Origin of the sequence: Ruegeria atlantica (assembly GCF_013032505.1) — a bacterium.
GTDB lineage: Bacteria > Pseudomonadota > Alphaproteobacteria > Rhodobacterales > Rhodobacteraceae > Ruegeria > Ruegeria atlantica_F.
On record NZ_WQCG01000003.1, the window covers coordinates 218,363 to 236,557 of the forward strand.

At 58.8% G+C, this 18,195-nt stretch carries 14 protein-coding genes and 1 pseudogene; 5 read left to right on the top strand and 10 right to left on the bottom strand.

The window, feature by feature from the left end; all coding sequences use genetic code 11:
• The first annotated feature begins 32 nt into the window (after positions 1-32).
• The 3 genes from GOW92_RS12740 to GOW92_RS12750 all read left to right on the top strand — a co-directional run bounded on the left by GOW92_RS12740 (position 33) and on the right by GOW92_RS12750 (position 4,782).
• Positions 33-3,107, top strand: coding sequence for a valine--tRNA ligase (locus tag GOW92_RS12740; protein ID WP_170560979.1), 3,075 nt, complete (start codon positions 33-35; stop codon positions 3,105-3,107).
• 139 nt (positions 3,108-3,246) lie between these two features.
• Positions 3,247-4,410, top strand: coding sequence for a benzoate/H(+) symporter BenE family transporter (locus GOW92_RS12745; protein WP_170560980.1), 1,164 nt, complete (start codon positions 3,247-3,249; stop codon positions 4,408-4,410).
• A 39-nt stretch (positions 4,411-4,449) separates the two neighbouring features.
• Positions 4,450-4,782, top strand: coding sequence for a DUF1992 domain-containing protein (locus GOW92_RS12750; protein ID WP_170560981.1), 333 nt, complete (start codon positions 4,450-4,452; stop codon positions 4,780-4,782).
• Here GOW92_RS12750 and GOW92_RS12755 read toward each other — a convergent pair.
• The 3 genes from GOW92_RS12755 to GOW92_RS12765 form a co-directional block, all read right to left on the bottom strand.
• Positions 4,779-5,141: a VOC family protein gene (locus GOW92_RS12755; RefSeq protein WP_170560982.1), complete on the bottom strand. Its 363-nt coding sequence runs from the start codon at positions 5,139-5,141 to the stop codon at positions 4,779-4,781. The genes GOW92_RS12750 and GOW92_RS12755 overlap by 4 nt on opposite strands.
• Entirely contained in the window at positions 5,138-5,920 is a 783-nt protein-coding gene (locus GOW92_RS12760; RefSeq protein ID WP_170560983.1) for a crotonase/enoyl-CoA hydratase family protein, read from the bottom strand. The genes GOW92_RS12755 and GOW92_RS12760 overlap by 4 nt, the downstream gene beginning before the upstream one ends.
• 65 nt (positions 5,921-5,985) lie before the next feature.
• Positions 5,986-7,056 carry an SMP-30/gluconolactonase/LRE family protein gene (locus tag GOW92_RS12765; RefSeq protein WP_170560984.1) on the bottom strand — a complete coding sequence of 357 codons (1,071 nt, stop codon included), beginning with the start codon at positions 7,054-7,056 and terminating at the stop codon, positions 5,986-5,988.
• A 94-nt stretch (positions 7,057-7,150) separates the two neighbouring features.
• Here GOW92_RS12765 and GOW92_RS12770 point away from each other — a divergent pair, with 94 nt between their 5' ends.
• Positions 7,151-8,251, top strand: coding sequence for a pyridoxal phosphate-dependent aminotransferase (locus GOW92_RS12770; RefSeq protein ID WP_170560985.1), 1,101 nt, complete (start codon positions 7,151-7,153; stop codon positions 8,249-8,251).
• On the opposite strand, the gene GOW92_RS12775 is transcribed toward GOW92_RS12770, so the two are convergent.
• The 6 genes from GOW92_RS12775 to GOW92_RS12800 all read right to left on the bottom strand — a co-directional run bounded on the left by GOW92_RS12775 (position 8,248) and on the right by GOW92_RS12800 (position 17,032).
• Positions 8,248-9,444, bottom strand: a complete 1,197-nt coding sequence (locus GOW92_RS12775; protein ID WP_170560986.1) for a pyridoxal-phosphate-dependent aminotransferase family protein — start codon at positions 9,442-9,444, stop codon at positions 8,248-8,250. The genes GOW92_RS12770 and GOW92_RS12775 overlap by 4 nt on opposite strands.
• Positions 9,445-9,495: 51 nt before the next feature.
• Complete coding sequence (locus GOW92_RS12780; RefSeq protein ID WP_170560987.1) at positions 9,496-10,128, bottom strand: bifunctional 4-hydroxy-2-oxoglutarate aldolase/2-dehydro-3-deoxy-phosphogluconate aldolase; 633 nt, start codon at positions 10,126-10,128, stop codon at positions 9,496-9,498.
• Positions 10,129-10,131: 3 nt separating this feature from the next.
• A complete protein-coding gene (gene edd / locus GOW92_RS12785; protein WP_170560988.1) occupies positions 10,132-11,937 on the bottom strand; it encodes a phosphogluconate dehydratase in 1,806 nt (601 codons plus the stop codon).
• Between the two features lie 2 nt (positions 11,938-11,939).
• Entirely contained in the window at positions 11,940-13,385 is a 1,446-nt protein-coding gene (gene zwf, locus GOW92_RS12790; RefSeq protein WP_170560989.1) for a glucose-6-phosphate dehydrogenase, read from the bottom strand.
• Between the two features lie 118 nt (positions 13,386-13,503).
• Complete coding sequence (gene ptsP, locus GOW92_RS12795; protein ID WP_170560990.1) at positions 13,504-15,747, bottom strand: phosphoenolpyruvate--protein phosphotransferase; 2,244 nt, start codon at positions 15,745-15,747, stop codon at positions 13,504-13,506.
• 46 nt (positions 15,748-15,793) lie between these two features.
• On the bottom strand, positions 15,794-17,032 hold the full coding sequence (locus tag GOW92_RS12800; protein WP_170560991.1) for an aspartate kinase: 1,239 nt from the start codon (positions 17,030-17,032) through the stop codon (positions 15,794-15,796).
• Between the two features lie 165 nt (positions 17,033-17,197).
• Here GOW92_RS12800 and GOW92_RS12805 point away from each other — a divergent pair, with 165 nt between their 5' ends.
• Positions 17,198-17,551 carry a hypothetical protein gene (locus GOW92_RS12805; RefSeq protein ID WP_170560992.1) on the top strand — a complete coding sequence of 118 codons (354 nt, stop codon included), beginning with the start codon at positions 17,198-17,200 and terminating at the stop codon, positions 17,549-17,551.
• On the opposite strand, the pseudogene GOW92_RS12810 reads toward GOW92_RS12805, so the two are convergent.
• Positions 17,545-18,194 (bottom strand): annotated as a pseudogene (locus tag GOW92_RS12810) (SDR family oxidoreductase). The gene GOW92_RS12805 and the pseudogene GOW92_RS12810 sit on opposite strands and share 7 nt — an antisense overlap.
• Position 18,195: the final 1 nt, after the last annotated feature.

An 18,195-nucleotide genomic window follows, 5' to 3' on the forward strand; every position in this document is an offset into this window, starting at 1 on the left:
TGACCCGAGATTGATGACGCAGGACGCACCCCATGGCGATGGAAAAGACATTCAACGCGGCCGAGGCCGAGGCCCGCATTTACGAGGCCTGGGAACAGGCCGGAGCCTTCAAGGCAGGCGCGAACCGTTCGCGCGACGAAAGCTTTACCATCATGATCCCGCCCCCAAACGTGACGGGCGCGCTGCACGTGGGCCACGCCTTCAACAACACGTTGCAGGACATCCTGACCCGCTGGCACCGGATGCGCGGCTTCGATACGCTTTGGCAACCCGGTCAGGACCACGCCGGTATCGCCACGCAGATGCAGGTCGAGAAAATGCTGGCCGCCACCCAACAGCCCGGCCGTCGGGAGCTGGGGCGCGAGGCGTTTCTGGACAAGGTCTGGGAATGGAAGGGCGAATACGGCGGCACGATCATAGAACAGCTCAAGCGCCTCGGCTCCAGCTGCGACTGGTCGCGCAATGCCTTCACCATGGCGGGTGCGCCGCGCGATCCGCGCACCGGGCACGAGAACTCGGCCAACTTCCATGATGCCGTCATCAAGGTCTTCGTCGATATGTACGAAAAAGGCCTGATCTATCGCGGCAAGCGGCTGGTTAACTGGGACCCGCATTTTGAGACCGCGATTTCGGACCTCGAGGTCGAAAACATCGAAGTCGCGGGTCATATGTGGAACTTCAAATATCCGCTGGCCGGTGGTGAAACCTACACCTATATCGAGAAGGACGAGGACGGGAACATCGTGTTCGAAGAAGAACGCGACTATATCTCGATCGCCACGACCCGCCCCGAGACCATGCTCGGCGACGGCGCGGTTGCCGTTCATCCGTCAGATGAACGTTACGCGCCAATTGTTGGCAAACTTTGTGAAATTCCGGTTGGTCCGAAAGAACATCGCCGCCAGATCCCGATCATCACCGACGATTACCCTGATCCCGATTTCGGCTCGGGTGCGGTGAAGATCACCGGCGCGCATGACTTTAACGACAACCAGGTCGCCAAGCGCAGCGGTATTCCGATGTACCGCCTGATGGACACCAAGGGCGCAATGCGGTCAGATGGTGCACCCTATGCCGAAGAGGCCGATAAGGCGCAGGAATATGCGCGTGGACGTGAGTTCACTGAGAACGAGATCGACGCGATCAATCTGGTCCCTGATCACCTGCGCGGGCTCGACCGGTTCGAGGCACGTGCGAAGGTCGTTGAAGAGATCAACGCAGACGGTTTGGCCGTGATGACCCGCGCGGATGATCCGCGTCTGGGTTCGACCGCGCTAAAGCCCGATCACGAAGGCGCAGACAAACTGGTGCCGCTGGTCGAGAGCAAACCGATCATGCAGCCCTTCGGCGACCGCTCGAAGGTGGTGATCGAGCCGATGTTCACCGACCAGTGGTTCGTCGACGCCGAAAAGATCGTCGGCCCCGCGCTGGATGCGGTCAAGGACGGCACGGTCAAGATCCTGCCCGAGTCGGGTGAGAAGACCTATTACCACTGGCTGGAAAACATCGAGCCCTGGTGCATCTCGCGCCAGCTGTGGTGGGGGCATCAGATTCCGGTTTGGTATGGGCCTAAGAAAGACCCGAGCCAGAAGTCTCTGGGCGTCGATTACGACAGCCCGGAACTGGTACCTTTCTGTGCTGCAACATTCGAAGAAGCCCAGAACGCGGCTCGTGAGTACTATGATGTTTCGCACGTCGTCGAGCATGTTGAAGGCAATGACATGTTTGACGATGCCGTAGAAACGGCCGCGCTTAGAGGCAATGGCGATTTTGTGATCATTCGCCGCGACCCCGACGTCCTCGACACGTGGTTCTCATCCGGCCTCTGGCCTATCGGCACGCTGGGCTGGCCCGAGCAGACCGAAGAGCTGGAGCGCTATTTCCCCACGGACGTTCTGATCACCGGCGCGGACATCCTGTTCTTCTGGGTCGCCCGGATGATGATGATGCAGCTGGCCGTGATGAACGAGATTCCGTTCCACACTGTCTACCTGCACCAGCTCGTCCGTGACGAGAAGGGCAAGAAGATGTCAAAGACCACCGGTAACGTCATCGATCCGCTGGAAATCGTCGACGAATTCGGTGCCGACGCATTGCGGTTCACCAACGCCTCGATGGCGGCGATTGGCGGCGTGCTGAAACTGTCCAAGGAGCGCATCACCGGCTATCGCAACTTCGGTACCAAGCTGTGGAACGCCGTACGATTTGCCGAGATGAACGAGGTCTTCACCGACGCCGTCCCGCAACTGGACGTGGCCGAGCTGAAACCCAAGGCGGCCGTGAACCGCTGGATCATCGGCGAAACCGCCCGTGTGCGTGAAGAGGTCGACGCGGCGCTGGAAAGCTATCGCTTCAACGACGCGGCCAACGGGCTTTACGCCTTTGTCTGGGGCAAGGTCTGCGACTGGTACGTGGAACTGTCCAAGCCATTGCTGCAAGGTGATGATGCCGAAGCGCAGGCCGAAACCCGCGCCACAATGCGCTGGGTTCTCGATCAATGCATGGTCCTGCTGCACCCGATCATGCCCTTCATCACCGAGGAACTGTGGGGCCTGACCGGCAGCCGCGCGAAAATGGTTGTCCATGCTGACTGGCCGACTTACGCAGCCGCCGACCTGATCGACGCTGAAGCGGATCGTGAGATGAACTGGGTGATCTCGGTGATCGAAAACACCCGTTCGGCACGTGCTCAAATGCGGGTGCCTGCTGGCCTCTACGTGCCGATGCTGGTGACCGAAATCGACGCTAATGGCCAAGCCGCATGGGACTGCAACGAGGCACTGATCAAGCGACTTGCACGGATCGATAGCCTGTCCAAGGCCAACGAACTGCCCAAAGGCACCATCTCAATCGCCGCCCCCGGTGCATCCTTTGGCCTGCCACTGGCGGATATCATCGATATCGGAGCGGAAAAGGAACGGCTGGAAAAAGCCAAGGGCAAGCTGGCCAAGGAACTGGGCGGCCTGCGCGGACGCCTGAACAACCCTAAATTCGTGGCCTCAGCCCCGGAAGAAGTTGTCGCGGAAGCTAAAGCCAACCTTGCCGCCCGCGAAGAGGAAGAGGCGAAACTGGACGAGGCGCTGGCCCGTCTGGCCGAGATCGCCTGATTTTCCTCTTTTTGTAGGTTCTCGAATTCCCCAAACCCGCCGTTTGCTCGGCGGGTTTTTGTTATGCGGTGACGCATTTCAACTTGTTTTCATCCGCTTCCAATTGTTAGCAAGTTCTGCAGACAGCTCCGAGGACTTCATGGCGCGCCCTTTCCCTCCTGTGCAGACAATATCGACCGGGCTTGTGGTGGCGGTCGTAGGGTTCTTCAGCTCATTCCCGATTGTGCTGCAGGGCCTTGTTTCAATGGGTGCTTCAGAAGCTGAGGCCGCCTCCGGTTTGATGATGGCAGCAGTGGCAATGGGTGTGACGGCGATCGTGGTCAGCCTTTGGTACAGGCAACCAATTAGCGTGGCATGGTCGACACCCGGCGCCGCTTTGCTGGCGGTTTCGGCGACCCCTTTGGCCGGGTTTTCCGATGCGGTCGGGGCTTTTCTCTGTGCCGGTGCCCTTACGGTTATTGCCGGAATGTGGCGTCCGCTTGGGCGTCTTGCAGCCGCCATTCCCACAACACTTGCGCAGGCGATGTTGGGCGGAGTTCTGCTCCCCTTGTGCATCATTCCCTTCAGGGCGGCGGTTGAGCTGCCCTGGCAAGCGCTGCCCGTTATCCTGACCTGGTTCATTGCTGGACGGATCAATCGATTGATCGCGGTTCCCGCTGCGGTGATCGCTGCTGCAATTGTTGTCGTTGTGAACTCTGGTGACGGCTCGGTCCGACCCGAGCACCTGGTCGCTGCCCCCGTCTGGACCATGCCGACCTTTTCGATCGCATCGGCAATCGGGATCGGTATCCCCCTTTTCATCGTCACCATGGCCACGCAAAATATCCCAGGTATCGCCGTGATGCGCAGTTTTGGATATGTACCGAGTGCCGGCAGGCTGTTCTCGGCTGTCGGAGGCGCAAGTATCCTGTCTTCTGCTTTTGGCGCGCCGGCTACATGTCTTGCTGCAATTACCGCCGCAATGTGCTCGAATGAAGATAGCCACCCGGATCCAAACCAGCGTTACTGGTCAGCGGTCATGGCTGGTCTGTTTTACTGCGTCTTTGGCGTTTTTGCCGTGGCGATCACCGGGTTCGCGGCCCACGCGGATCCATTGCTCATGGGCACCCTGACCGGCATCGCCCTGATTGGCGTATTGGCAAACGCGACCTTTGCGGCCCTTGAGGTTCCTGCAGAACGTGAAGCTGCGGTTCTGACATTCGCCATCACCGCGTCAGGCATTACCGTTTTTGGCCTGGGCGCTGCGGTCTGGGGGCTGGCGGCGGGCGGCATTGCTTATTTGGTTACCAAGCGATCCAAATGACGACTTTTCTCGGCCACGTTGGCCAAGTATCGTAAGCCTATGCTGGGATCGCTTGGAAAACTGGTGGAACGCCAGATAAAAAAGGCGCAAGCCGAAGGTCAAATGGATGGCCTGGAAGGCGAAGGGCAGCCCTTGCCGGATCGTTCATCCGAAGCGCAAACCGATCCGGCCTTGGCGGCAGGCCACCGGATCATGGCGCAGGCCGGGGTTTTGCCGGAAGAGTTCAGTATCAAAAAAGAACTGGAAGTGGCTCGCAAAACCTATGCGTCCCAGACCGATCCTGATGATCGTAAGGCAACGATGCGGCTGATCGCCGAGCTTGAGATGCGCTACAATATGGCCCGCGACGCCCGGCGCGCGTTTATGCGTTAGCTTCCGAGGGCAAATGCCCTGCTGGACACAGAAATCGAGTTGCCCGACGGATCCTTCGCATTGGCGAAACAGTAGCCATCGGCCTTATGGATAGGCCCAAATTTCAGACCGCGTTTTTCGGCTTGTCTGCAATACTCGGCGACATCGAATACGATTTTGACCGCTGATTGACCTTGGCGGGCGGCCTTGCCGGCCGGATGCAACAACAGGCGCAACCCGTCCCCTTCAGGCACAAGCTCAACAATCCGGTCCCCTTCTAACTGGCGCGCCGTATAGCCAAAGTGCGCCCCATAGAAAGGCACCATCTTGTCGATGTCCTTGGTGTAAAGTATCAAGCGGGCGACGGATGGCGAGGTCATTTGAACTCTGGCTTGCGACCTTGCAGGTTTGCTGCAATGACCTCCATCTGGTCCGGCTTGCCGATCAGTTCGACCTGCTCCGAAGACTCCTCTAACAGCACCTCTTTTCGCGGTTTGGCATAGGCGACCTCGATTACGCGCTTGGCCGCCCGGATGGCCGATGGGCTTTGGCCCGCGATGTCCTCGGCCAAAGCCACTGCTTCGGTCAGCGGATCATCCGAAAGTTTGGTCACCAGCCCCCATTCAGCGGCCCGCGTCGCGCCAATAGGACGGGCTGTGTAGGTCAACAGGCGTAGGACGTCTGACCGGACCAGTTTTGGCAGCAGCACCATGCCGCCCATGTCGGGTATCAGGCCCCACTTCATCTCCATCACCGACAGTTTGGCCTCGGGGTGGGCGATACGAATGTCGGCACCCAACGCAAGTTGTAGCCCGCCGCCATAAGCGACCCCCTGGATCGCACAAATGACCGGAACGGGTACTCGCTGCCAAACCAAGGCAACTTCCTGCACCTCGTTGGCATCGTGGTGACTGCGTTCCATCAGCCATTCGGTCGGGTCCGTTTGGGCCATGCTGGCAAAGCTGGCCATGTCCAGCCCCGCACAAAAACTTTTGCCTTGGCCCGACAACACCACCGCGCGGGCGTCCGAGGCGGCGACCTCTTGCCCGGCGGAAATGATGGCTTTGATCATCGCATCATCCAACGCGTTCATCTTGTCGCCGCGCGTTAGAGTAACGTGGGCAATGTGATTTTTGTATTCGATGGATACGCGTGACATCTCAGCCCTCTTAATTCCGGTTTGTGGTACCATGCCCCGATGGTTCGGACAGTTCCACCACAACGTTAGGGCAGATTTGCCGCAGGCATGCGCCCAAACCAGGGTGAATCAAGCGTCATGACATAGAACTGATCCCCGGCGATCTTACCGCCCGTGGTAATGCCTAACCGGCCTTCGGGGTCTTGCAGGGTCTTCAGAATGTTCCCGTCAGCGTCGAAATGCACCATCATCCCACGATGGATCGGTGCCGGGCGAACCATCGGCCCCAGTCGCCAGATCACCTTTCGCAGGAAAGGGTATGGCATCAGCGCCTCGCTTGGCACGCGCGGGCTGGCAAATGCCATCCAATAGGTGCCATCGCCCTGCGCCTCAATATTGTCAGGGTAGCCCGGCAGGTTATCCATCAACACCTCTTGCTGTCCCGCTTTCGCGCCTGTCAGCCAGAGTTTGTGCACACGTGCACGCCCCGTTTCGGCGATTAGCAGAAAATCCTCATCCGGCGACAACGCAACGCCGTTCGTATAGACAAAACCTTCGGCCAGTTTGTCAGTCGTCCCGTCGGGAGAGTGTCGGGCAACATATCCTGTGTTCGATTGCTCCCAGATAGTAAGAACCGAGGTCGGTTTGGTTCCACCCATCGTTTCAGGGTCGAACCGGTCGGACGAGTTTGAGAAATAGATCGTCCCATCCTTTGCCACATCCAGTTGGTTGGCATAGACCACCGGCGCGCCGCCTATCTCGGTCACCACTGTCTCAAGCGTTCCGGGGCCAGTCCAACGCATAATTCCCCGGAAGCTGTCGGCAATGTAGAGTGCGCCGTCCGGTCCGGCCTTCAGGCCCAGTGGCCTGCCGCCAAGGTCGTCGATTTTGACCGGAGCCGGGCCGTCTATCCGGTACAAGGCCCCGGACAAAGCGGTCGTGTAAACAGATCCGTCAGGCAGGATTGCGATGTCTTCGGGGCCTATCTCTCCATCAGGCAGCGAGACCAATTCCAGTTTGTCCAACGCGTTGTTTTCGACAAAGTCACCAGTAAAACCCAGTGCTTCGGGCGGTGTCCATGCCACCGGTTGAACCGGAACCGGCCAGAAAACCAGATAGGCGAGACCTACGATCAACAGGCCCAAAACGATGCGCATGAACGCTCCTCCCTTTATTGTTACGCAAACAATGCGGAGCAGCACGCTGTAACGCAAGCTTGCCTGTCTTGTGACCTTGCGTTTATCTGCCCCCATGACAAAGCTGCGCTATACCCCACTTGCCCAATCCCTGCCCGCAACCGTGCCATTTGTCGGCCCCGAAACGCAGGAACGCCAGCGCGGCGCGCCATTCGTGGCGCGCCTCGGCGCAAATGAAAGCGTTTTTGGACCTTCTCCGCAGGCCATCGCGGCAATGGCTGAAACGGGGATATGGATGTATGGCGATCCGGAAAACCACGATCTGCGCGTCGCGTTGGCGGAACACCTAGGCGTTAGACCGGCAAACATTGTGGTTGGCGAAGGGATTGACGGGCTGTTAGGTTACCTGGTGCGGTTATTGGTCGGGCCCGGCGACGCGGTTGTCACGTCAGACGGGGCTTACCCGACCTTCAATTACCATGTGGCGGGGTTCGGCGGAGTGCTTCACAAAGTTCCGTACCAAGATGACCACGAAGATCCCGCTGCGCTGTTTGCAAAGGCGGGTGAAGTGGATGCCAAGCTGGTTTATCTGGCTAACCCCGACAACCCGATGGGAAGCTGGCATTCAGGCGCGGATATCCTGGCCGCGATGGACAGACTTCCCGACGGTTGCTTGCTGGTTCTTGACGAAGCCTATGTAGAATGCGCGCCCGAAGGCACCGCCGCACCGGTGACGGCCGATGATCCGCGTATAATCCGGATGCGGACCTTTTCAAAGGTGTACGGCATGGCTGGCGCACGGGTTGGCTATGCCATCGGTGCGCCGGACTTGATTTCGGCCTTCAACAAAGTGCGCAACCATTTCGGCATGAACCGCGCTGCGCAAGCCGGTGCGCTGGCGGCCTTGAAGGATTCCGGGTGGCTGGAACACGTACAAACCAAGATTGCCGAGGCACGGGATCGGATCGGTCAGATAGCCCGAGAAAACGGGCTAGAGCCCCTGCCCTCGGCCACCAATTTCGTCGCTATTGATTGCGGGCAGGACGCTGCCTTTGCCAAGGCGGTTCTGGACTCGCTAGTTGCCCACGGCATCTTCGTTCGTATGCCCTTTGCTGCTCCTCAAAATCGCTGCATCCGCGTCAGCTGCGGTGACACAACCGATCTGGATGCCTTTGCCGAAGCCTTGCCAAAAGCGCTTGCAGAGGCGCGGCGTTAACCTTTCGAAGCAAGCACCGCAGCCGCAGCCTCCAGCGCACCTTTGCCGCGCGGGATGTCCAGCGCGGTCATAGCCGTTTCCACGCCGCCTAACATGGCCATGACCATCTGGCCGTTGATATGACCCATGTGACCAAGGCGAAAGCACCCGTCCCAGTCTTCCATCCCCAGGCCAATACCAAGGGTCAACCCAAGTTGGTTTTCGGAGAACTCACGCACCGGTGTCCCGCGTCCCTCGGTGAGCCGCAATGCGGTGACAGCGCGGCTGCGATGGTGACGTTCAGCGACATTCAGTTGCAGCGCGCCACCTTGCGCCCATATTTCACACGCTTCCCAGATCGCCGTGGCAAGACGCTCATGACGCGCCCAAACCTGTTCCATTCCCTCGGCATGGATCATGTCCAAAGCCGCACGCAATCCATAAAGGTGATGGGTTGGCGCCGTGCCGTTGAAATACTGATAGAACAGTTCTGGATTGGCCCGTGGCTGCCAGTCCCAATACTGCGAAACACGCGGCATCGAAGCGCGCTTGGCCCGTGCTTTGTCGTTGAAGAAAACAAAACCCGTGCCAGCTGGTGTCATCAGCCCTTTCTGGCAGGCCGTTACCATAACATCGACACCCCAGGCGTCCATCTCGAACCGATCACAGCCCAACGAAGCAATGCAATCTGCCATCAGCAGCGCCGGGTGCCCCAGATCGTCCAACAAGGTGCGCAGCGCGGGAATGTCGTTCCGGATCGAGCTTGAAGTGTCCACGTGAACTGCCAGAACAGCCTTGATCTGATACGCTACATCCGCGCGTAGAGCTTCAGCAATTTGGTTGAGATCCCACTCTGAGGATGTGCCAAAGTCAATCAGTTCGATCTTGGCGCCAATTCCCTCGGCCATCTCGGCCCAACCATAGGTGAACCGGCCAGATGCCGGTGCCAAAACGGTTTCACCTGGCGCGATGACGTTGGATAGCGCGGCCTCCCACGTTCCGTGACCGTTGGAGATATAGATGGCGACGCTATGCTCGGTCCGGGCCACGCGGCACAGATCGCGTGTCAACGCGGGCATCATCTCGATCAGCTCGCCCTCGTATATATTGGGCGATGGACGGTGCATGGCCTGTAACACCGCATCGGGGATAACCGAGGGCCCTGGAATCGCCAGATATTCGCGCCCTTGCGCCAGCGAAATGGAGTTTGTCATGGGATCAACCTGTATGAATTGACGCCCACCCTAGCGCAGCTTTGTGCGGCGTCAATCCATCAGCTTGGACGCCGCGCGTGCAAGACTCTCGATACCGGCCCAGTCCCCATCACTGACCATCTGTTTTGGCGCAACCCAGCTTCCGCCCGCGCAGACCACATTGGGTAAAGACAGGTAATCTTTCGCATTTTCGGGTGAAACGCCACCCGTCGGGCAGAATTTGATTTGCGGCAGCGGGGCGCCGATTGCTTTCAATGCCGGCGCACCACCCGAGGCCTCGGCCGGAAAGAATTTGAGCATGTCATAGCCATGTTCCAAAAGGCGCATCGCCTCGCTGGCAGTTGCGGCGCCGGGCAGCAAGGGCAGGCCCACCGCCTCACAAGCTGCGATCAGCGCGTCAGTGGCACCGGGCGAGACACCAAACTGAGCGCCGGCTTCTTTGGCGGCGCGCACATCTTCCGGCGTGACCAAAGTGCCTGCGCCGACAACACCTCCCGGCACATCCGCCATTGCGCGGATCGCGTCCAGCGCGGCGGGGGTACGCAAGGTAACCTCAAGCGCGGGCAAGCCACCTGCGACAAGTGCCTCTGCCAAAGGGCGCGCCTTGGCGGCGTCATCGACAACAAGGACCGGAACGATAGGCGCAAGAGCGCAGATTTCACGCGTACGGTGGGTTTTAGACATGGATCACGCTCCAAATATGCTGGCGCCGGCGTCTGCAGATCCGACGTTTTGGCGAAAGGCACCGAATAGGTCGCGCCCTAAGCCATGTTGATTGGCCGACAGATCAGCGGTGGCAGGTGCACGGTCCAAGACCCCCTGGGTCAGGATCTCAAGCTCTCCCTTCACGGCATCAACACGCAGGATGTCACCATCCTGCAGATATGCGATCGGCCCGCCATCCAGCGCCTCTGGGCAAATATGGATCGCAGCGGGGACTTTCCCGGACGCGCCGGACATACGGCCGTCGGTTACAAGAGCCACCTTTTGGCCGCGACCCTGTAAAATCGACAGCATCGGCGTCAACGAGTGAAGCTCAGGCATGCCATTGGCCTTTGGTCCCTGAAATCGAACAACCACGATAACGTCGCCTGTGAACTCTCCTGCCTTGAACGCAGCTTTCGCTTCGTCCTGATCATGGAACACGCGCACCGGCGCTTCGACGATCTGATGTTCCGGGGCAACGGCCGAGACTTTCATAACGCCGGTACCCAGATTACCCGTAAGGCGAGACAGTCCGCCGGTGGGTTGAAACGGATCCTTTGCCGAGCGAACGATTTTTTCGTTCAGGCTATGACCTGCCCCGTCTTCCCAGACCAATTCACCGTCTTTCAGCTTGGGTTCTTTGGTGTAATTGTGCAGGCCCTGCCCAGCGACAGTTAGCGTGTCGGGATGCAGCAACCCGTCTTCCAACAAGGTGCCGATGCAATATCCGAGACCACCCGCCGCGTGGAAGTGGTTCACATCCGCCAGGCCGTTCGGGTAAACCCGAGCAACCAAAGGCACCACGGCGGAAATGTCGGAAAAATCCTGCCAATCCAGCACGATACCACCTGCGCGCGCCATAGCGATCAGATGGATCAGCAGGTTGGTCGAGCCGCCCGTGGCCATCAAACCCACAATACCGTTCACAAACGCCTGCTCATCCAAAACCTGATAGACCGGCGTGTAGTGATTGCCCAGCGCGCTCAGCGACAGGGCGCGGCGCGCCCCTTCCTCGGTCAGCGCGTCTCGCAGCGGCGTGTTGGGGTTGACGAAGCTCGACCCCGGCAGGTGCAGGCCCATGAACTCCATCAGCATCTGATTGGTGTTTGCAGTGCCATAAAAAGTACAGGTTCCAGGTCCGTGATAGGCAGCCATTTCGGCCTTCATCAATTCGTCGCGGCCCACTTCACCGGCAGCGAATTTCTGGCGAACCTTGGCTTTTTCATCATTGGGCAGACCGCTGGTCATCGGACCAGCTGGCAAGAAGACGGCGGGCAGATGTCCGAAGGCCTGTGCTCCGATGATCAGACCGGGAACGATCTTGTCGCAGACGCCAAGGAAAACGGCCGCATCATATGTGTTGTGGCTCAGCGCCACTCCGGTCGCTAAGGCAATCACGTCGCGGGAGAACAGAGACAGCTCCATTCCAGCTTCGCCTTGGGTAACCCCGTCACACATGGCCGGCACGCCACCCGCGACCTGTGCGGTTCCGCCCGCTGCGCGGATCGCGTCGCGGATCAGACCGGGATAACGCTCAAACGGCTGATGGGCGGACAGCATATCATTATAGGCCGTCACAATACCCAGATTGCCGGCGGAACCGGTCGCCATCGACTGCTGATCCTCACCCGCGCCAGCATATGCGTGGGCTTGTCCGCTGCACGACAAATGCGCGCGCGCCGGCCCCTTGGATCGGGCATGTTCCATGCGTTCAATATGAGGGCCGCGCAGGTCGGCGCTGCGGTCGATGATACGTTGAGTGACGTCGGTGATGACAGGATGGACCATGATTACCCTCCGATCTGACGCCAGCGGCGCCCATCGCGATGCATCAGCATCAGTGCTTCTTCAGGGCCGGAACTGCCCTGATCATATTTCGCCGGGCGGTCGCCACGGTCTTCCCAACTTTGAATGATGGGATCAACCCAGGCCCAGGCCGCTTCGGCCTCGTCCCCGCGCATGAACAAGGTTTGGTCGCCGCGGATAACATCCATCACCAGACGCTCATATGCATCCGGCGATTTCGCCTCATCCCCCAGCGCCTCGGCAAAACTCATGTCCAGGGCAACATCTGACAGGCGGAACCCGCCCTGCCCCGGCTCTTTGATCGTTGTGCGCAAGGTAATGCCCTCGTCCGGTTGCAAGCGGATCACCAACACGTTGCCGTGCAGGGGCCCGACATTGGGAAAGATCGTATGCGGCGGATCTCGGAAGAACACTGCGATTTCCGATTCCCGCGCCCGCAGCCGTTTGCCTGTTCGCAGGTAAAATGGCACGCCTGCCCACCGCCAATTGCCAAGATGGACCTTGAGCGCGATATAGCTCTCGGTGCGGCTCGCGGGGTTGCCAACATGATCCAGATAACCGTCGTCGCCCTTGCTCGAGCGATACTGGCCACGTGCGATATCTGTGGATGCAACCGGCTCGAGCGCCTCGATCACCTTGACCTTTTCGTCACGCACCGCGTTTGGAGAAAACTTGGATGGAGGTTCCATCGCCGTCAGGCACAACAGCTGTACAAGGTGGTTTTGCACCATGTCCCGCATCGCGCCGGACTGATCATAGTAAGCGCCGCGCCCTTCAACGCCAACGGTCTCGGCGACAGTGATCTGAACGTGATCCACATGGGTCGCATTCCAGAGCGGTTCGAACAGGGAATTGGCAAAGCGCAGCGCCATCAGGTTCTGCACCGTTTCTTTTCCCAGATAGTGGTCGATCCGGTAAATTTGATGTTCTTCAAAGCAGGCCCGGAGCCCAGTGTTCAGAGCCTTGGCCGACGCCAGATCGTGGCCAAATGGTTTCTCAACCACGATACGACTTTCGGGCGTTGCCAAGCCATGATCGCTTAGCCGCTGCGCGATGCCCGAAAACAGGCTGGGGCCAACCGACAGGTAGAATGCGCGCACGACATCAGGACGCAGGGCCTTGGCAAGATCTGTCCAGCCAGATTCCCCCATTGCGTCAACGGGAACGTACTCAACATGGCTCAGAAACTGATCCAGAACATCTTTTTTGAACGCGGGTGCAAACTCTTTCATCGAGGCGCGTATCTGGTTGCGGAACCCTTCGCTGTCCATGTCGGACCGTGCCGTGCCGATGATCCGGGCGTCTTCTGGCATCTGGCCGACTTCGAAACGATGATAAAGCCCCGGCAATATCTTGCGCTGCGCCAGATCACCGGTCGCGCCGAATAACACCAGATCGAACGGGTGTACCGGAATTACGCGTGAAACCATCTAGGGGCTCCTTCAAATCTTGCTGGCATCACATTGGTGCAAAACTTGCAAAATCACGTGATACGGACGTTGTTACCGCTAACATTTGAGCCCTGAATAGGGAAGCGCGGCCGGAAAATCAACCCAGATTCCGCAGCCACTCCATTACCGCGGGTCGAACCGATTGTTCTCCGCGATGGCGGGCGTCGGCGATGATCTTGCGCAGAGATTGCAGGTCGGCGCGCAACAGCACGCTTTTGACCGGGCCAATCGACGCCGGTCGCATCGAAAGGGTTCGAATACCCATGGCGGCAAGACAGAGTGCCTCAACCGGTCGCCCGGCATCTTCTCCGCAGAAGCTGAGCGGCGTGTTCGAGATATTGCAGCGCTCAACAATCCGCTCGATGAAGCTGAGGAAACTGACATTCAGAGTGTCATAGCGTCGGCGTACCAATTCGTTTTCGCGGTCCGCGGCAAAAAAGAACTGTTTAAGGTCATTGCCACCGATCGAGACAAAATCGACCTCGTCAAAGAACTTCTGCGGGGCAAAAGCAAGCGATGGTGTCTCAAGCATTGCGCCGACTTCGATCGATTGCGGCAGTACATGACCCAGACGCTTTTCGCGCTCGATGGTTTTGTTGACCTCCCACTTGGCCTCGCGGAATTCGTCAGCTTGCGCGACGAAGGGGAACATCAATGTCAGCGGGCGACCGTTTGCAGCGCGCATCAGGGCCTGCAACTGCATCCTCATAACGCCGCGCTTGTCCAAACCAACGCGGATAGCGCGCCAACCCAAGGCCGGGTTCGGCTCTTCAACATGTTTCATATAGGGCAGAACTTTGTCCGACCCGATATCCAGCGTTCGGAACACCACGCGCTTATCGTCTGCGGCATCCATAACACGCTGATATTGTGTCACAAGCTCGGATCGCTTGGGCATCTGATTGCGGATCAGAAACTGAAGCTCGGTCCGAAACAGGCCGACACCTTCGGCGCCGGAATTGCCCAGCGACGGCAGGTCAGCCATCAGCCCCGCGTTCATGACCAGATTTATCCGCTCACCGTCGCGTGTCACGGTTGGGGTATCGCGGATCGAGGCATATCGTTCTTGCGCTTTGGCCTGCATAGCGATCTTGTCGCGGAAAGCAGTGACAACGGTATCCTCAGGGCGCAGATGCACGATGCCCTGATCGCCATCGACCAAGATTTGGTCGCCATTTAGCGCCTCTGTCGTAATGTGCCCCACATGGACCACCAGCGGAATTGCCAAGGCACGGGCGACAATGGTTGCGTGGCTACCGACAGACCCTTCCTCAAGCACAATTCCTTTTAGGGAGCGGCCATACTCCAAAAGGTCACCGGGTCCGATATTGCGGGCGATCAGGATCGGATCGGGTGGCAGGTCGGCCCCGTTGGTTGCGCCCTGACCGGTAAGGATTCGCAAAAGCCGGTTGCTGAGGTCATCCAGATCGGCCAGCCGTTCCCGAAGATAGGGGTCGGTGACCTGCCCCATACGGGCGCGGGCCTGCGATTGTTCCTTTTCCACGGCTGCTTCAGCGCTGAGGCCCAGGGCAATGTCCTCTTCCATCCGGCGCATCCAGCCTTTGGAATTGGCGAACATGCGATAGGCTTCCAGAACCTGAAGCTGCTCCTTGTCCCCGCCCTGCGAAATCTCAAGCATCTTATCGACGCCCACGCGCAACTCGTCGACTGCCTCGCTCAGACGTTCGCGTTCGCGATGAGGGTCTTCCGCAATCGGGTTAGTGACAACAACACGAGGTTCATGCAACCAGACGTGGCCTTCGGCGGATCCTTCTTGTGCCGGCCCGCCTTCGAATTGCACCGATTGCTGATGGCGGGGCGACAAGGCCGCGCCCTCACCCACAAAAGCGCCAAGTTCGGTCATTTCGGCCAGAACCATGGCGACCACTTCCAGCGCGTATACCTCGTCGGCGGAGTACACACGCGCATCACGGGATTGCACGACCAGTACGCCCAGCTTTTCACCCAATCGCTGGATCGGCACCCCAATGAAAGACGAAAACCTCTCTTCTCCGGTTTCCGGCATATACCGGAAGCCTTTGGTCGAAGGCGCGTCCGCGGTGTTCACGACTTTTCCGGATTGCGCGACACGACCCACAAGGCCTTCACCCAACCGCATACGCGTTTTGTGAACCGCCTCTGGCGACAGCCCTTCGGTCGCACATAGCTCAAGCGTGTCGGAATCCCGGAACAAGTAGATCGAGCACACCTCGGCCCGAATGCTGTCAGCAATCAGATGCGTGATCCGGTCAAGACGTTCCTGACCGGCGGCTTCGCTCGCCATCTCTTCGCGCAGCCGACCCAGCAGCTTGCGGGATTCTGTTTCGGTGCCTTCCGCCATAGCCCACCCAATTTACGGAGTTAGGCGAAACCTTTGGCTGAAACGCTCAGGCTGCCTTGTCCAATTCAAAGGCATCATGCAGTGCCTGAACAGCAAGTTCCATGTATTTCCTGTCGACAAGGACGGAAATTTTTATCTCAGAGGTTGTAATGACCTTGATGTTGATCCCCTCATCCGAGAGCACCTTGAACATCTTGGCCGCCACGCCCGATTGCGAACGCATGCCGATTCCCACGACCGACACCTTGCAGACATCCTGATCCGCAACCAGTTCGGCATAGTTCAGCTCGCCCGCGTCCTTGATCGCCAGCAAGGCCTGTTCGGCGCGGGCCACCTGATCGGTAGGGCAGGAAAAGGTCATGTCCGTGCGCCCTTCGTCCGAGATGTTCTGCACGATCATATCCACATTCACGCCCGCATCGCTGAGCGCGGTAAAGATGATCGATGCGATGCCCGGGCGGTCAGCCACCGAGACAACGGTCATCTTGGCTTCGTCGCGGGAATAGGCCACACCGGCCACAACATTGGATTCCATGATATCCTCCTCATCGCAGACCAGCGTACCGGCCTCGTCGGATTGTTCCTCAAAGCTTGAAAGAACGCGCAGTTTTACCTTGTAGCGCATCGCCAGTTCGACAGAGCGTGTCTGCAGCACCTTGGCCCCCAGCGAAGCCAGTTCCAGCATTTCCTCGAACGAAATGCGGTCCAGCTTGCGGGCCTTTTCGCAGATGCGCGGATCGGTGGTATAGACGCCGTCAACATCCGTATAGATGTCACACCGCTCGGCACCGAAGGCCGCAGCAAATGCCACGGCGGTCGTGTCCGACCCACCCCGGCCAAGGGTCGTGATACGACCTTCAGGGCTGATGCCCTGGAAGCCTGCGACAACAGCAACTTTCATGCCCTCGCCAAACTTCTGGTTCAGGTTATCGGTCGGGATTTCTTCGATCCGGGCCTGGCTGTGGGCACTCGTGGTCATCAGCGGAACCTGCCAGCCCTGCCAGCTGCGTGCCGGGACATCCATTTCCTGCAGCGTCAACGCCATCAGACCAGCCGTGATATTCTCACCTGAGGATACAACGGCATCATATTCACGCGCATCATAAAGCGGTGAAGTTTCATCGACCCAGCCCACAAGCTCGTTCGTCTTGCCTGACATGGCCGACACGATGACGATCACGTCATAGCCCTTCGCCACTTCGACGCCGATGCGCTTGGCTGCGCGGCGGATACGGTCAAGGTTGGCCACCGAAGTGCCGCCAAATTTCATCACGAGTAAGGGCATGGGGGCAAGTGTCTCCGCGCCTTGGATTTCTGGTCCCGTGCGTCTTATGCGAGGGGGGCCGCAAGGGCAAGAGTTCAAAACCAGTCGGATGGCCGCGCCTGATCGCTTTACAACCGACCAAGAGGCTGTCAGCCTGCAACTCGAATTTATTCCCAGAGGTTCCCCATGATCCGCGCTGCCGCAGCCCTCGTTCTTTTGTCCTCATCCGCCGTTGCACAGGTCTCAACCCTGGCTGCAACCGACGGCAAGAATGCACTGGGTACGGTGCCCTGTGCCAAAGGCGGAGCAGCACTGAGCAGCTGCCACGCCGAGCTGCGTCACCATGACGACGGAACCACGACCCTTGCTGTCGGATTGGGCGGCGCCGAAGTACGTAGCATCTATTTCACTGATGGCGTACCGACCTCCAGCAGCTCACCTGCCCGGATCAGTCACGAAACACGGGGCGACCTGACAGTGGTCTTCATCGACCCAGATGAAGTTTACGAAATCCCAACGGCAGCGCTGAAACGTCAATAATCGTGCGGCTGACCATCCCAGGTTTCAAAACACCCGGTCGTGGCCAGTGACAGTGACTCAAAGCGGCAAAGCAGCCCATCTGTTGCTTGATCCACAGTGATCTCAGCCTGAGTGCCGCCCATATCCGTCTGTACCCAACCCGGATGGTAGATGCCCACCGATATACCATCAGCACGCAGATCGGTCGCAAGATTCCGCCCCAAATTCAGGGCTGCCGCTTTGGACGCGCGATAAATATAGCTGCCACCGGGCGCGCGTGTATGCGACGCCATCTGCGACGACAGGATCACAACCTTGCCTTGCGCTGCCCGAAGATTGGGCAAAAGCGCCTGCACGGTTAGAAACACGCCTGTCACATTGGTCGCGAAACTCTGCGCCCACATGTCTGCCGGAAAGCCGTCGATGTCGTGGCCTTTGTCTAAGTATACTCCAGCATTGCAGATCAACAAATCAACCGGGCGACCGACAAGCCCCTCGGCCATATCAGCCTGCTGAGCCGGTGCTGAGCCGGGTCTGTCACATCCAGCACAACCTGTGCACTGGTATCCCGTGCAGTTCCGGTTACGTCATGCCCTTGCGCGCGATATCGATCTGCCAGAGCTTGTCCAATTCCGCGATTGGCCCCGGTAATGACAATATGCATA